The following is a 14624-nucleotide window of genomic DNA, read 5'->3' as shown; positions in this document are numbered from 1 at the left end:
AATGTCCGGTTACTATTTAATGAAAATAACTGTTATATGTTTTATCTTAAAGATCACACGTTTCAACTGTTTTTGTAAAGTGTTTTTTGCGGATTTTGATTGTTATCACCACATGCATGACAGTCCACAATACAATATCAAAAATCAGCAAAAAATTGATATTCACATAAGGAGCCAACAGGATATTACTTGCCCCAAAAAATATAGAGATTAATAATAGTGCTATCATTGTAGATTTGTGAGATAAGCCTAAATCCAGAAACTTATGATGGATATGGTTCCTATCCGGTTTGAAGGGATTACATCCGGTACGCAGACGGTGTATAACCACCCGTACGACATCGAACATAGGAACGATAAGCAATGAAAACACGATTACAATAGCGTGCGGAATCTGCACTTGCATCACTTCCGGCTCAAAGTAGCATAATTTTATCGTAAACACAGAGAGCAACATCGCTATAGTAAGAGAGCCGCCATCTCCCATGAATATTTTCCGGCCTCTTTTTACATTTCCAAATACATTATAATAAAAAAATGGAACCAGCATTCCAAATGCGATAAAAGCCTGTATACAATAAAACCATGAGTGGAGATACATAAATATGCAGCCATAAAAAAGAAAAGCAATCATGCTCAATCCTGAAGCCAGGCCATCAATGCCATCAATAAGATTTATAGCATTGAGGATAAAAATTATGATAAATATGGTAAGGGGTATACCAAACGATAATGAAATATCATAAATACCCAGAATACCATATAAATTGTTTATCCACAAACCGGAAGCAACAAAAATAGAGGCGACAAAAACCTGAATAACAAGCTTTTGCCGATATTTTAGTCCAACCAAATCGTCACCAATACCGGTCAGGTACAATATCATGGTACAACATAATGTCAGTATCCATTCTTTTACAGATTCCATGCCGATAGAGATATCCATGGTATCTCTAAAAATGATATAAGCACATAAAAACAGAGCCGACACAAGCATAAATGTTGGAAAAAAAGCAACACCGCCCAGTCGGGGAATAATACCTATATGTACTTTCCTTTCATCTACAATATCAAACAGCTTTTTCTTTAGCGCTATAAATCGAATCTGAGGTATAAGAAACCACGAGGAAAACAAACTGATGATAAAGGGCAAAAAACAATAAATACATAATTCCATATTTTTTTACACTTTTTTGAAGGTATCCGGGTAGAACGTTGACTCTGATTATAGGGTATCTATCTTTTCTAAAAGCGATGGATGAATATGCGCGCTTACAACAGCGATCACACCATCGATATTAACCATAATCCGCCTGTCTCTTTTTATTCTGACGATAGTCCCTTCCACTCCTTTAAAAATACCACTGACAACTCTCACCCTGGTACCGTTTCTCAATACCGGAGCAATATGTGTTAAAAAGAGTGTTTGTTCGTCCTGAGCACCGGATATGGCAATAAAATGTTTCATTTGGTCATCAGGAACAATAATTGGCATTTTTCTTGCTTTATCGATCATATACCGGATGGGGATACTACTTTCTAATTCCTTCTTTAAAATATCAAGAGTGGAACGATTGGTATGAATGAATATAAGGTTCCGGATTGCAGGTAATAGTTCTTTTTTAGTTTTTCCCTTCCGGATAATTTCTGTCAGTTTTAAAGGGACGAAACTTTCTGTTTTTATGGTGTCCAAATATGCTTTCAATTTGATTTCTCTACCATAAGTAACTCTAATGGCGAACCATTTGTATGACTCTTTTTTTTTGACTGACATACTTAACAAAATAACATACCTTGGGGACACCCCGATATAGATATTACCGGATCGATTTGATTTTGAGTAAATTAAAAAATTGAATATATAGAAAACCTGCACTATCCAGTAGCAAATTTTCTCTACGAGTATAATAAAAAAGATTCTTTTGCTAATTCTTATCCCTTCTTAATAAATAAGAATATTTAGCCGTTAAAAAATAATCATTTAGTTCATGACTTGATGCTCTTATATAAATCTAAGAGACATTTTATTATACAAACAATTTTTGTTAGGTAGATAAAGGTTCTTTTATTGAATAGTATCAATAAATACCGCATTTAGTTTACAAAAGTAAAAGATATTCCTTATTTATATACATATTTTATTTAAAAAATTTATTAAAAAAACTTTTAGTTTTTCTAACTTCTTCGACGCTAAAAGCATGTTCACATGTGTGATCTGGCTGATGGTTATTGTCTATAAGGGATATACTTATTAATATCAGGCCGATTGTAGCAATCCTATCTTCGGTATTTACATTATATGAATCTGTGCATACTTAGGATGATAGACAATATACCTCTATACATTCGCTTCCTCGTTTTATTATTCCTTAGCCGGTCCAATTATGGCCTTCTATTTGTCTTCTTCTTTCATCAGCAATATACCACTCAGGATAGAACTTACAATATCAGCCTTCTTCAACACCATCAGATGGTCACCATCTTCTACGGGAAAAGCATTTTTGATATGTTCATAGGGAAATATCTGATCCAGAGTGCCATGTATATGGTATAAGTTTTTGTGGCTGCCTTCGGGTATCCATTCGGTAATTTGTTTCACCGCCCATTTAATATATGCAGGATCAGTATATGTCATTACTTGCGCCAACTCCGACGTAGGCATATTATACACAAAGCGGTTGAATGCATTGGTTATAAATTCGGTAGACGAATATACCCGCATAGGAACTCTTTCAACCAGATTAGTCCTTTTTACGGCTCGGAACAGGTTCGGAATTTCGTCTTCTCTTTTGAAAGAGGAGATTATTATACTTTTTAAGGGCTTTAGGAAGCGGTTCATTTCCTGCATGATAACTGCGCCAAAAGAATAACCCACAAGCACAAAGGGGTGTGAAGTATCTATCTTTCGGGCCATTACGCGTGCGTATTCATCCAATGATTCATCCGAACGGGGGATGTGCCACTCTATGTACTTTTTCTTAAATCCTTTGGGTAACTTTAGTTTGTCAAAAACACTGCAATTGTAGCACATGCCTGATATGAAATATACATTGACATCATTTTTCTTCGTCCCCATGATGCTCTGCCAAATTATTTTCAACAGGTTTCTCTTTTTGATATTCTTTTCCTGTGCCATATGCCGGTTTTCAGTGTTATATTCAGGTATCTAAAGGTAATAATTTAAATTAAAAAATAACCGGATAACCGGTTAAGTTAATTTTATGATGCGACAGTGTTAAAAACCACTTTTCTATATTATATACACATTGCTTTTCCGTTAAAAAATAGGATTACCGATTTATAAATTTTAAATTTGTTATAACATTCGGGTATCATACAGTAAAATCATAAACAATCGGCCAATATGAAATTTCAGAACAGCTATATATTACTGGCTTGCATACTTCTGTTTAGCTTGCAAGCCTGTGTCGATAAAGATTATGACTGGGGTAATATGGATAAAAGCGGGGTAATAAGTATTCCGCCCATTCCGCTGGGCGATATTGATACAATATATATAAAAGGATTACCGCAATTGAACGAATCGTGGGGTATCCCGATTCCTGATGGATCTATAGCTTTGAGCGATACAATACGTGGCCTGTTTGATGACAATGCGATCCGGAAATTCTTTTATGAAGGGAATGAAACTGTTGAAATCTCAGCTAAGATTGATATTTATGTGGCCATTAAAGGGATATCCCTCGACGTTTACTTTAATATCATAGATACCGGTAAGCAAAGAATAACCAAAGTAGTAATACCGAAACAAACGCTTACTACCGGCAGGCAGCAGGAGTTCTCCGTTAAAATTACGTCTGAATATATGCAATATATGGAGTCGGCATCCGATTTGCAACTTGTCATTGTCCTTAGCTCCAAAGATGCTGTTCTCTGGCTGGGCGATAAGGATTATTTGTACATATGGGGAGCTATAGTGAAAACAGGTGGATTCTACTATGAACTCTAAATACAGGTTGATAGGGAAAATGAGATTTATAACAAAATTACATGCCGTATCGATAGCCATTCTGAGCCTTTTCTCTATAAATGGAGGATATGCGCAGGTTACTCAATCAGACTATTTTATGGAGACATCATATCTCCGCAATAGCCTCAATCCGGCTTTACGCCCCGAACAGGGTTATCTTGTAGTGCCAATCTTACCTACCATAGGAGCAAACGGGCAGACGAACAAAATCAATTTACACAACTTTACATTCAAAGGTCCTGATGGGAAGCGGGTTACCTTTATGCATCAGAGTGTGGGAGTGGAACAGTTTTTATCGAAACTATCCTATGACAATTATGCAAATGCAGATGTAAATATAAAATTTTTCGGATTGGGATTTTATAAAGGCGACCATTTTTGGAATATAGATATGGGAGTCAGAACCCATGCCGATGTCAATATACCTAAACCTTTTTTTGAATTACTCAAAAGAGGATTCGGACAGGAAGAACAATCCACATATGATCTTTCCGACTTGCATGCCACAGGCTATTCCTTTATCGAAATCGGTGTTGCACATTCGCGCATGTTTATGGATAATAACCTTACACTCGGAGCAAGGGTTAAATTTCTGGGTGGACTGGCCGATTTCAAATTCGACACCAAAAGCCTGAATATAGATGCAGGGCCCGATTATTGGAAAGCAAAATCGAAGGCCTCATTGATCGGTTCCGCACCGGGAGTTGCACCAAGGTATGACGAAAAGGGGAATCTGGATGGCTTTACTTTCGGAAATTTTAATCTGCCCGGTCTAGGTTTAGGTATAGATTTAGGCGCAGTGTATGATGTAAAGGAATTATTTCCTGTTTTAGAAGGATTGAAAATTTCAGCAGCAATAAACGACATCGGTTTTATATCCTGGTCCAAGGCTAATACTATAAATCTGCAGTCGCCCGAAACGGAAGTAATTGTATCTCCCAACGATTACTCGATATATGAAAGAGACGGCTCGTCGGTCTTCGACGTTTTCGAAGATGCACTGGACGATATTAAAAAGGCCGTAAACCTGAAAGGTGAGACAAAAAGGGGGCGCGCGTCCATGCTCCGCATGAATATGAATCTGGGCGCTGAGTATGAATTGGTCAGGGATAAACTTACGGCAGGAGCATTATACTCCATACGCTTTGGCAGCTATTCCAATATTTCGGAGTTTACCCTTTCGGCTAACTATCGCCCTTGTACATGGTTTGCAACCAGTTTGACCTATTCGGTCAATCACAGCCAGTTCGATACATTTGGCCTGGCGCTTCATATTGTACCATCTAAAGGTTTAAATCTGTTTCTTGCAAGTGACTACGCAACGCCTCATATTTCATCCGATTTTGTCCCTACCACCAGCCGGGCGCTTAACTTTCAGTTTGGAATAAGTATTCCTTTGGGGGAAAGGCGAAAATAGCCTATCAAATAAGAGGGTTAAGATGTTCATTATAAATACTTTGATTATTTTATAAAATAATTATTAAGTTTTGAAAACTTTCTTAACCCCAAAAATGTTTATTACTTTGAGACAGATAAGATAAATAATGCAATTAATCGTGAATCGATACTGTCATATCCTAAATGTGCAAATAGCAAACAATTTAATACTTAAATAAATGGCAGCAGTTAATCCCTACCTATCTTTCAATGGCAATTGTGAGGCTGCTTTCAATTTCTATAAGTCCGTATTCGGTGGTGAGTTTACGTACCTGAGTCGTTTCAAAGATATGCCTTCAGAACAGCCGCTACCCGATACTGAGAGGGAAAAAATATTGCATATGTCATTGCCTATAGGAGGCGGAACTGTTCTTATGGGTTCCGATACATCCGAGGTATTTGGTGTCAGGACTAAGTTTGGAGACAATATATCTTTATCGGTAAATATGGATAGTGAAGCCGAAACTCAGCGTATATTTAATGAGCTTTCCCTTGGAGGAAAAGTAATAATGCCTCTGGAAAAGATGTTTTGGGGCTCATTATTCGGACATTTTACGGACCGATTCGGGGTTTTGTGGATGGTAAATTACGAGTATTAAAATATAACGGAGAAACAAGAGAGAGAACAGACTTTTCAACCTTTAGATAAATTGAACAAAATTTTTTACTCCGTATCCTCAGAATGATTTTTCAGGCGAGGATACGGAGTTCTGTTTTTTATATTAAATTGCATACCTGAAACATATAATAGAATATACAATAAAATTATGAGCGGACTGATAATAGATAAACTGAGAATTAATACTTTCGGCAGTGTGCTGGCACTGGATAAACCCGAAGAGATACATGACCTGGACAGTTTGATTCCGGATAATAGTGTAAAAAAGGAAAAGTATAATACCATTTTTGCATTTGTTTTCACTCTGGACGAATTTATGAAAAGATTGCAGATGGTCATAGATAAAGATATGCTGTACAAAGGCGGGAGCCTGTTTTTTGTCTATCCCAAAAAAGGAAACAAGAAGTATAAAGAATATATCGGCCGTGACGATTTTTTCGAACGTGTAGATGTCGATGACGATGGTTATGTAAAGGGCAGCTTACTGAAATTTTATAAGATGCTGGCTTTCGACGATACATTTACACTTATCGGACTGAAACATGAGGAAGTCCGCGAAAGCCGGGCTAATCAGCTTAGCCAGTGTGTTGCCGATTATATAGACCGTATTCCCGATCTGCAAAAACACTTCACCAAAGATAAAGAGATACTTTCTTTCTTCAATAATCTCACCCCCGGCTATCAGCGCGGTTGGGCACGTTTCGTGTATAATACCCGGTCGGAAGAAACCATAAAGAAACGACTTGACGAGATGGCGGACATTATTCGTAAAGGCTATAAATCCGTTGATCTGTACAGGGCCGATAAGAGAAAATAAAATTAAGAATCCTTATATATTTATCACTCATATATGATCTACATAGCACTATTACGTGGCATCAATGTCGGCGGAAAGAATATAATAAAAATGGCTGAACTGAAAAAAGTATTTGAAAATATGAGCTTCCATAGCGTACAGTCATATATTCAGAGCGGTAATGTATTGTTTATTTCCGATAAGGGCGAAGAACAACTCCGGATAGAAATAGAGGCTATTATAGAAGATACTTTTGGGTTTCCCGTTGTTGTAATATTAAGAACGCTAGAAGAATTGGAAGCAATCATCGCAGATTGTCCGTTCACCGGTGAAGAAATAACCGAAGCCATTGCTGTATCGGATAGTGAAGTATTATATGTGTCTATGTTTACGCGGAATCCATCATCCAAAGATATCGAGCGCCTCGCAAAATATAATACACAGCAAGATAAATATAAAATAGCAGGGCGAAATGTTTATTTTCTGTTTTATAATAGTATCCGCAATTCCAAACTGGCTGGCAGTTTACAAAAAACGGATATTCCATCCACATCACGCAATTTTAAAACGATAAGCAAGCTCGCGGAACTGGGAAAGGCCATGCGATAAAATAAGATAAGTGATTAATAAAGCGAGAGGCCACTTCCATCCCGGGAGCGGCCTCTCAATGTTTTGAAGAGATTTTTGAGTAATTTAGAGTAATTGTTTAATGTAGTATTCAGAACACGAAATTTAAACCTAATTGTATCTGGCTAAGGTCGAAGTCGAAGCCGAATGTATTGGTCTTCTTGCCGCCGAATTTCTCATACTGATAACCTAAGAATCCGAATTTTCCGGTAAGGGTCAGATTGTCCGACACATTGATGGCAACGCCGGGTCTGAAGCCGACTTCCAATTCATGTACCTTAGTATCAGTAGATTTTACCTTACTGTAAGTATATCCGGCGCCACCATCAACAAATAAACCGCCTATATTTCCTCTGAGGAATGAGTAACGTGCAAACGGACTTATAGTGAACCCGTCAGACTTAGCCTTACCATCCAGTACATTATATTCTTTATGTGCATATCCCAGTTTCATACCTACTCCCCAGTTGTCTGACATCATATAGCCTACTTCCGGTGTGATATTGAAATTTGTCAACCTTTCACCATCTGTAACTTTACTTGTATTAAAGCCTGTGCTACCTCCTATCCATACCTTGCCTGTCTGAGCGTTAACTACCGAAGTCAAACCAAACATAACTGCGAGTGTAAAAAATAACTTTTTCATAATCTTTCATTTTAAAAAATTGATAACCTAACTAATCTTTATTTTGTATTCATTGTATATCCTTTTCGAATACATGACAAAGGTCGTGCAAAACTAAAGGTAAAAAAAGCCCCGTATGGAGGTAATAATGTCCTATTATTCTTATTTCGAAAAAAAAAGGAGAAAAAGGACTTCCGGCTAATGTTCTGATATTCGTGTGGTATGTTCTAAAATTCTTATGATGAAAAATAATGCTTTCAAATAAAAATAGTACGTTTGTAAAAGTGAGGTTATTCCGCCCTTTAAGATTTAGAGACATTATAATGCGATAAGCCTCTTTGTTATCCCGAACGAGTGAAAAATCACATAAAGTTCTTCAATGGGAGTCAATGATTATTTATACCTTTTATGTCAATAGATAGTGTAAAGAGATAAAAACAAACTATATGAACTTATCCAAAGTACAGATCAAAGATATTTCGGAGCAGATAGACCCGTCTGCCATCAAAAACTTTATCGTATCCGATAAGGCGGTACACTTCCCGTCTATGTCATCAAACTTTCCTATCATTATCGATGGAGCGGTATTTGCCATTTGCATCAGTGGTACGGGGAGGATAAAGATAAACTTCAAGGAATATGAGACCAGAAAAGGAACCATTTTAACCATTTTACCCAATTATGTACTCGAAGTAGTTGAGCAGAGTGACGATATGATGACCGAGTTCCTTATCTTTTCTCCCGATTTTCTGACAGACATGCCTGTATCAAGCAATTTCGACATTTCGATGAGCATAATACAGTCTCCCTGTCTTCAGATATCAGAGGCACAAGCTGACAAACTACTTGAGTTCCACTCGTTTATTGTCACTCAATATAAACGCAAGGATCATCCTTTCAGGGAGCAAATGGCAAAGGGACTCCTTTATACATTATTAATAGAAGTGGGGGCTATTTATTATAACAAAATAAAAGAATCGGAAAGTAATCCCGGGACGGATACGATGTCAGATGCTAATTCATATCAGAAAGAGCAGGTTTTTACCTTTTTCAAGTTATTGCTACATAATCATAAGAAGGAAAAAACGCTTCAGTTTTATGCCAATAAGATGTGCCTGACTCCTAAATACCTGTCCACTATCATAAAAGAGCGTACAGGCCGTACAGCCTTCTCTTGGATAAATGAGGTGCTTATCTCATCCACAAAATATATGCTCAAAACTACGGATATGACCATATTACAAATTTCGGAAGAGTTGAATTTCCCCAATCCGTCTTTTTTCGGACGCTTCTTTAAGAAGCACACAGGAATGACGCCTGTACAGTACAGGGAAAGCTGAACTTTATAGAGATATATTATTGTTATATTAAGAAATATAGGGGCAATTTGTGTAGAATTTGCCATGAAATATGGGAAAGTAAAATCCTTTACAGATAAAGAGAAAATCGTTGATCGGATTAGATATTCTATCAGGATAGAAACTGTTTCAAAAGCGGATTCTTTTCAATGTCGTCAAATCTTTTTACTACAACACCCAATTTCTCGAACAGTCTTTTCACCAGAGGATCAATTTCCGCTACATATACTTCTTTGATGCGATTGGTCAATAGCCAAAGTGCTACATAATTGACATCTTTCTTCACTATAATGTCTTTTTCTACTTCCATTACCGATTTACTGTCTACATGCAATACAATAATAGGTATTGTATCCGGGTAGGATTCGTCTATTATTTCGTTTTTGAGGAATAGTGCTATTTTCATATTCTGATCTTTTTATTCCGGAACTACCGTTCTAATAATATACCTGATTGCCTTGCCTTTTTTATATGGTCGGTTAACATCACAATTGACTGATGGTTGATAAACCCTTTTCCCGACACTTTAGTTTCATGTTCTCTCGTCAGTTTAGGCCTTACGGAGAGCAATATAGCAGATATTCTATTTTCCTGCATATTATCTATTTTTTTATATTTTGAGAGCCGTACCATTTCCATATTTGATCTGTTTTCTAATTGTTTTGTAAAGTTCATCAATGAAAGCGGTTTAGAAAAGCCCTATTGTGAGGAATAAATGTTCCGATAGTCGGATTTGAAGATTGCAGAATTAAGAAATAAACATATGGAAGAAAATGGAATATGAAAGTAAGACCTTTCACGATTTAACCGTTCATTGAATAAAGGGTATGTAAAACTTTTTTCGGAGTGTATACCTAAGTCAAAACAGTTTGAGAATAGTAAATGAATAATATTGAACATGTTGTATTCGCATACATATTATCAGTCTTTTTATAAGCGATTTATCTTTTAAAATCGTTATTTAATAGGAGTATATTTATATTTTAACAACCAAAATAATATGTATAAATTGCTGTAAAATATTCGAGAATGATATGTTTTGTGATAAAACATATTAGCATTCGCAATCGGCGATATTATAGCTTATTTCGTTTTATCCAGTCAAATATCATATTATAGACGTTGTTTCGCACTTCCGCCCCCGATAGAATAAGGTCGTGCAACCCTCCCTTTACAGACAGGATTTCCACATCGCCCTTTATGTTATGGGCTATACGTTCAATATCATTTATATTCAAAATAGCATCGCGGCCCGAGACTTGTTCCATATCTTTAATATCTGCCACCGACTCAGCCGAATGCAGCAGCAATATGGGCTTGGATATATAAAATGCTTTCCTCAATTCATTTTGTGCTTTATGAATTGCACGCAACCATCCCAGATTTATTTTAGGTGCAAGGTTGGGCTTCCAGTCCTGTATGTAATCCCATTCTCCTCTGTACGATTTATGAATACTTTTACCATATTCTTCACTGAATCCTCCCGGAATGGTAACTTTAGGTATAAACCGCCCTGCAAAGGATACAATAGGTAAAAGCTTTTTAACCCGTTTTGCCAGATTGAATTCATAAAAAGGGCTGTTGAGTATCAACCCGTCAAATAATTTGCTGTCTGTGTGATCTTTGGCAAATAAGGTAACAATAAGCCCGCCTGTGGAATGCCCAAACAAAAGAGTCTCTTTATTACCTTCGCTGCGGATAATATCCAGCGATTGGAGTATTTCTTCGTAATAATCTTTCAGATTGCGTATATCATTGAATTTCTGGTGTGGCAGAAACGAACGACCATATTTTCGTAGGTCGATGGCATAGAAATTAAATCCATGATCGTTAAAACGGCACGCCATTTCCGTCTGAAAAAAATAATCATTAAATCCATGTATGTATAATACCGCTTTGTTGGATTTACTTTCTGGCAGGCGACGTATAAGTGTCGCTGTAACCATACCTTCGTAATCGTCCCTCAATTTGAGAGTTTGAGCTTCGAACTGGTCTTTTAGTATATCTTCTTTGTATGGAGAATTACTCATAGATTTTATTTCTTATTTTTCAGGATTAACGCTATCACTTAGTATTTGTTCACGGCCTGAGATATAGCCGGTATCAGATTCAGTATAATTTTCTTCATAATCTTTTAGATTTGAATTCTTAAAGTTACAAATAATTATTTGCAGCTATGTCTGTTGCAGTAAGGTTCTCTTCCTTTCCTACATGAATTACTTGCTTTAGTTAACAAAAATATCCACAGAATTTAATACTTTTACGGCTTAAATATGCATCACAGCAACAAAACATTCTCTCTTGTTGTTTTAGACATAAATGTATTTGATATTAACTCAAAAAAATAGAAACAATGAAATTAACGAAAGGTATAATTGCTATTATTGTTGTAGTTGCAATAATCGGTATAGGGCTTATTTTCTTTTTGTGGGGCAAATCGCTTCAAAATAATATGATAACAAAAGAAGAAGCTGTGTCTTCTCAGTGGGCTCAGGTACAGAATGCATACCAGCGCCGTGCCGATCTTGTGCCTAATCTGGTAGCCACTGTGAAAGGCTATGCTACTCACGAACAGGAAACTCTTCAGGCAGTAGTGGATGCCCGTGCAAAAGCAACACAGATGAATGTAAATGCAGACCAGCTTACAGAAGAGAATATCAAAAAATATCAGGAAGCGCAGGGGCAACTGGGTGCTGCGCTCGGTCGTTTGCTGATGGTGCAGGAGAATTACCCCGACCTGAAAGCCAATACTAACTTTCTTGCCCTGCAGGATGAACTTACCGGAACAGAAAACCGTATCTCCACAGAACGTAACAAGTTTAATGAACGGGTGAGAGACTATAATACATATATTCGAAAATTCCCAAACAGCTTCTTTGCTGGCGATTTCGATAAGAAAGGATATTTCGAAGCCGATGCATCAGCTCAGAGTGCACCAAAAGTAGAATTTTAATAAATAAGCTATTGGCTAAAACTATTGGTTGTCAGCTTCATAAAATGAAACGGATATTAAATATATTCTTGTTATTGCTTGTAGTTGTTTTGCTACAGGCACAGGACGATCTGCCCTCTCCCATGTCACCCCCGAGACTCGTCAATGACTTTGCACAGACATTCGATGCCTCGCAGCGTGACGACCTGGAACAGATACTGAAAGCCTACAACGATAGTACATCTACACAGATATATGTAGTAACAGTTGCCGATTTGCAGGGTTATGCCGTATCGGACTATGCTGCCCGTCTGGGTGAAAAATGGGGTATCGGCCAAAAAGACAAGAATAACGGCGTGCTTATACTCATAAAACCACGTATAGGTAACGAGCGTGGGCAGGTATTTATTGCCACAGGCTACGGAGTAGAGCATATACTTACCGATGCCCGTTGCGGCCGTATTATAGACCAGTATATGATCCCATATCTGCAAACCGGGGATTATTACAATGCATCCAAAGCGGCCGTTCTTGCCATAATTAAATATTTGGCAGGAGAATTCCAGGCGGATGAAGAAAATTATTCCGGCAGTTCGCTCATTGCAAATATAGTGCTTGTGGTTGTTATATTGCTTATTCTCTATATCGCTTTCAAAAACAACAAAGGAGGTCCTTCTTCGGGGGGACGCTGGCGTGGCGGAGGTTTTGGTGGCGGCTTCGGCGGCTGGGGGGGAGGTAGTTCCTCCGGTGGTGGCTGGAGTAGCGGAGGAGGCAGCTTTGGTGGCGGAGGTGGTGGAAGCTTCGGCGGAGGTGGTGCCGGACGTAGTTTCTGAACAAAAGATCACAATCAGTAATAAATATAGAGGCAGGTATAAAGACTAGATTTATACCTGTTTTTTTGTTAGATTGGAAAAGGGCTTACTCTGTATTCCGTAGGCATAAGTGGAGTGATACACAGATTATTGTAAATCACGATATAACTATTACTTTTCATAAAGCATTTATGAATACCGGCGATAGGTGAAACACAGAAATAGGATAAAAACAAAAGAAACTTAGGCTACAGTTTATATGATTACAAGTAGCACCACCCACCTTGTACTCCATCTGTAGCCCGCTCCTTTACCTAAATGTTGCAGTTATTTATCAGGTTATTCAGGTCATTTTAATACATCACAGGATTTTTGTCATACGCTTTTACGGGTATGACATGCCAGTATATTGCCTCTCAATAAGATTCTTTTTTAACTAAAGATTTTGAGCATTGATTTTTCATGTGACTTAGCGCGTACCTTGTGATTTTACTGGTTGCAAATATATATAATATTTGGAAAAAAAACTCTTATATACACCAAAACTCACAATACAAAATAAAAAAACATAAATAAGGGGCGAATAGGTAATTTTATATATCGTTTTCCACAAGTCTATAATATATGCGAATCAGTAGTTGAGATTTAATGTTGGATTTTTTATGCTCCACTTCGTTTCGCTTAAACGTTCATTTTGGCATTGCCCAAAACGAACCAAAAGGCTAGCGCTTCGTTCCTCGGCGACCCAAAACCGTTTTGCCGTCTGAATCAAACACACGGGCTATCGCCCCGTTTGATTCTACGCCGCCTGCAACGGATTGGGTACCCCGCCTGCGTCACTAATGCGCAAGGGCTGACGCACGCGGAGCTAAAGCCTGAAAAGACACAGTCTTGTCGCCGCATCGCGATAACGGCCTCATTCCGCAGGCGGGGTACCCAATCCGTAAAGCGGAGGTGTAGGGCAAAATAGGGTAGCTGCTGTACACGGCTGATAATCCGGTAAAAGATGACTCCGTATTATTTTGCCCCACCGGAGCTGCGGTTTTGGGTCGCCGGAGGGATGCAGCCTTGATTTTTTGTTTCGTTTTGCATCAAGGCAAAATGAAAAACAAGCCGGACGGCGCGTTAGAGAAATCCAACAATTTTATACTACAATAATTACTTGAACTACTGATTGGCATAATATAGTAATTCTATTCGTTATTCTCTCCTTTCAGAGTGTTTGTCTCATTGAATGATACACAAGACAGCCAATCGGGCAGAAACATTTAGGAAATCATATTTTTAAGAGGTATCTTTACCCACATGAAAAAATTAGCGATTGTGGGATGTGGGTATCTTGCCGAAATTGTAACAGATGCACTTATTAACGGCTTACTGCCTGAATATGATTTAACTGGAGTTTATTCGCGTACTGCGTCAAAAGC

The 14624-nt window shown here is 37.8% G+C and carries 15 protein-coding genes and 1 pseudogene; 9 read left to right on the top strand and 7 right to left on the bottom strand.

Features of this window, described 5'->3' with window-relative positions:
* Positions 1 to 46: 46 nt before the first annotated feature.
* The 3 genes from HMPREF9455_RS02875 to HMPREF9455_RS02865 all read right to left on the bottom strand — a co-directional run bounded on the left by HMPREF9455_RS02875 (position 47) and on the right by HMPREF9455_RS02865 (position 3136).
* Positions 47 to 1177, bottom strand: coding sequence for an MraY family glycosyltransferase (locus HMPREF9455_RS02875; protein WP_006798083.1), 1131 nt, complete (start codon positions 1175 to 1177; stop codon positions 47 to 49).
* A 48-nt stretch (positions 1178 to 1225) separates the two neighbouring features.
* A complete protein-coding gene (locus HMPREF9455_RS02870; RefSeq protein ID WP_006798082.1) occupies positions 1226 to 1774 on the bottom strand; it encodes a UpxY family transcription antiterminator in 549 nt (182 codons plus the stop codon).
* A 618-nt stretch (positions 1775 to 2392) separates the two neighbouring features.
* Positions 2393 to 3136, bottom strand: coding sequence for an alpha/beta hydrolase (locus HMPREF9455_RS02865; protein ID WP_006798081.1), 744 nt, complete (start codon positions 3134 to 3136; stop codon positions 2393 to 2395).
* Between the two features lie 228 nt (positions 3137 to 3364).
* Here HMPREF9455_RS02865 and HMPREF9455_RS02860 point away from each other — a divergent pair, with 228 nt between their 5' ends.
* The 5 genes from HMPREF9455_RS02860 to HMPREF9455_RS02840 all read left to right on the top strand — a co-directional run bounded on the left by HMPREF9455_RS02860 (position 3365) and on the right by HMPREF9455_RS02840 (position 7452).
* Complete coding sequence (locus HMPREF9455_RS02860; RefSeq protein WP_006798080.1) at positions 3365 to 3970, top strand: hypothetical protein; 606 nt, start codon at positions 3365 to 3367, stop codon at positions 3968 to 3970.
* A gap of 19 nt (positions 3971 to 3989) precedes the next feature.
* Positions 3990 to 5408 carry a DUF5723 family protein gene (locus tag HMPREF9455_RS02855; protein WP_148401825.1) on the top strand — a complete coding sequence of 473 codons (1419 nt, stop codon included), beginning with the start codon at positions 3990 to 3992 and terminating at the stop codon, positions 5406 to 5408.
* A gap of 199 nt (positions 5409 to 5607) precedes the next feature.
* Entirely contained in the window at positions 5608 to 6027 is a 420-nt protein-coding gene (locus tag HMPREF9455_RS02850; RefSeq protein ID WP_006798078.1) for a VOC family protein, read from the top strand.
* A 168-nt stretch (positions 6028 to 6195) separates the two neighbouring features.
* Positions 6196 to 6864 (top strand): YdeI/OmpD-associated family protein, encoded by a 669-nt coding sequence (locus tag HMPREF9455_RS02845; RefSeq protein ID WP_006798077.1) that lies wholly within the window; start codon positions 6196 to 6198, stop codon positions 6862 to 6864.
* 33 nt (positions 6865 to 6897) lie between these two features.
* Positions 6898 to 7452, top strand: coding sequence for a DUF1697 domain-containing protein (locus HMPREF9455_RS02840; protein ID WP_006798076.1), 555 nt, complete (start codon positions 6898 to 6900; stop codon positions 7450 to 7452).
* A 109-nt stretch (positions 7453 to 7561) separates the two neighbouring features.
* On the opposite strand, the gene HMPREF9455_RS02835 is transcribed toward HMPREF9455_RS02840, so the two are convergent.
* Complete coding sequence (locus HMPREF9455_RS02835) at positions 7562 to 8116, bottom strand: porin family protein (RefSeq protein ID WP_006798075.1); 555 nt, start codon at positions 8114 to 8116, stop codon at positions 7562 to 7564.
* Positions 8117 to 8541: 425 nt separating this feature from the next.
* Between HMPREF9455_RS02835 and HMPREF9455_RS02830 the strand changes: the two genes are divergently transcribed.
* A complete protein-coding gene (locus HMPREF9455_RS02830; protein ID WP_006798074.1) occupies positions 8542 to 9435 on the top strand; it encodes an AraC family transcriptional regulator in 894 nt (297 codons plus the stop codon).
* A gap of 130 nt (positions 9436 to 9565) precedes the next feature.
* Here HMPREF9455_RS02830 and HMPREF9455_RS02825 read toward each other — a convergent pair whose 3' ends face one another.
* The 3 genes from HMPREF9455_RS02825 to HMPREF9455_RS02815 all read right to left on the bottom strand — a co-directional run bounded on the left by HMPREF9455_RS02825 (position 9566) and on the right by HMPREF9455_RS02815 (position 11483).
* Positions 9566 to 9859 carry a hypothetical protein gene (locus HMPREF9455_RS02825; RefSeq protein WP_006798073.1) on the bottom strand — a complete coding sequence of 98 codons (294 nt, stop codon included), beginning with the start codon at positions 9857 to 9859 and terminating at the stop codon, positions 9566 to 9568.
* A 23-nt stretch (positions 9860 to 9882) separates the two neighbouring features.
* Positions 9883 to 10128, bottom strand: a complete 246-nt coding sequence (locus HMPREF9455_RS02820; protein WP_006798072.1) for a hypothetical protein — start codon at positions 10126 to 10128, stop codon at positions 9883 to 9885.
* 401 nt (positions 10129 to 10529) lie between these two features.
* A complete protein-coding gene (locus HMPREF9455_RS02815) occupies positions 10530 to 11483 on the bottom strand; it encodes an alpha/beta hydrolase (protein WP_006798071.1) in 954 nt (317 codons plus the stop codon).
* Between the two features lie 323 nt (positions 11484 to 11806).
* Here HMPREF9455_RS02815 and HMPREF9455_RS02810 point away from each other — a divergent pair, with 323 nt between their 5' ends.
* The 3 genes and pseudogenes from HMPREF9455_RS02810 to HMPREF9455_RS21300 form a co-directional block, all read left to right on the top strand.
* On the top strand, positions 11807 to 12406 hold the full coding sequence (locus tag HMPREF9455_RS02810; RefSeq protein WP_006798070.1) for a LemA family protein: 600 nt from the start codon (positions 11807 to 11809) through the stop codon (positions 12404 to 12406).
* 44 nt (positions 12407 to 12450) lie between these two features.
* The gene (locus HMPREF9455_RS02805; RefSeq protein ID WP_006798069.1) at positions 12451 to 13218 is read left to right on the top strand and encodes a TPM domain-containing protein; all 768 of its coding nucleotides are present in this window, start codon (positions 12451 to 12453) and stop codon (positions 13216 to 13218) included.
* A 1284-nt stretch (positions 13219 to 14502) separates the two neighbouring features.
* Positions 14503 to 14624: pseudogene (locus HMPREF9455_RS21300) on the top strand (aspartate dehydrogenase domain-containing protein); the annotation flags it as partial.

The organism is Dysgonomonas gadei ATCC BAA-286 (assembly GCF_000213555.1).
Taxonomy (GTDB): domain Bacteria; phylum Bacteroidota; class Bacteroidia; order Bacteroidales; family Dysgonomonadaceae; genus Dysgonomonas; species Dysgonomonas gadei.
The sequence above is the reverse complement of the archived record's forward strand: the minus strand, read 5'-3'. Positions and strand labels throughout refer to the sequence as shown.

Excerpts from the sequence above, each read along its gene's own strand:
- HMPREF9455_RS02875 (WP_006798083.1), bottom strand. The coding sequence starts at position 1,177 with ATGGAATTATGTATTTATTGTTTTTTGCCCTTTATCATCAGTTTGTTT.
- HMPREF9455_RS02870 (WP_006798082.1), bottom strand. The coding sequence starts at position 1,774 with ATGTCAGTCAAAAAAAAAGAGTCATACAAATGGTTCGCCATTAGAGTT.
- HMPREF9455_RS02865 (WP_006798081.1), bottom strand. The coding sequence starts at position 3,136 with ATGGCACAGGAAAAGAATATCAAAAAGAGAAACCTGTTGAAAATAATT.
- HMPREF9455_RS02860 (WP_006798080.1), top strand. The coding sequence starts at position 3,365 with ATGAAATTTCAGAACAGCTATATATTACTGGCTTGCATACTTCTGTTT.
- HMPREF9455_RS02855 (WP_148401825.1), top strand. The coding sequence starts at position 3,990 with ATGAGATTTATAACAAAATTACATGCCGTATCGATAGCCATTCTGAGC.
- HMPREF9455_RS02850 (WP_006798078.1), top strand. The coding sequence starts at position 5,608 with ATGGCAGCAGTTAATCCCTACCTATCTTTCAATGGCAATTGTGAGGCT.
- HMPREF9455_RS02845 (WP_006798077.1), top strand. The coding sequence starts at position 6,196 with ATGAGCGGACTGATAATAGATAAACTGAGAATTAATACTTTCGGCAGT.
- HMPREF9455_RS02840 (WP_006798076.1), top strand. The coding sequence starts at position 6,898 with ATGATCTACATAGCACTATTACGTGGCATCAATGTCGGCGGAAAGAAT.
- HMPREF9455_RS02835 (WP_006798075.1), bottom strand. The coding sequence starts at position 8,116 with ATGAAAAAGTTATTTTTTACACTCGCAGTTATGTTTGGTTTGACTTCG.
- HMPREF9455_RS02830 (WP_006798074.1), top strand. The coding sequence starts at position 8,542 with ATGAACTTATCCAAAGTACAGATCAAAGATATTTCGGAGCAGATAGAC.
- HMPREF9455_RS02825 (WP_006798073.1), bottom strand. The coding sequence starts at position 9,859 with ATGAAAATAGCACTATTCCTCAAAAACGAAATAATAGACGAATCCTAC.
- HMPREF9455_RS02820 (WP_006798072.1), bottom strand. The coding sequence starts at position 10,128 with ATGAACTTTACAAAACAATTAGAAAACAGATCAAATATGGAAATGGTA.
- HMPREF9455_RS02815 (WP_006798071.1), bottom strand. The coding sequence starts at position 11,483 with ATGAGTAATTCTCCATACAAAGAAGATATACTAAAAGACCAGTTCGAA.
- HMPREF9455_RS02810 (WP_006798070.1), top strand. The coding sequence starts at position 11,807 with ATGAAATTAACGAAAGGTATAATTGCTATTATTGTTGTAGTTGCAATA.
- HMPREF9455_RS02805 (WP_006798069.1), top strand. The coding sequence starts at position 12,451 with ATGAAACGGATATTAAATATATTCTTGTTATTGCTTGTAGTTGTTTTG.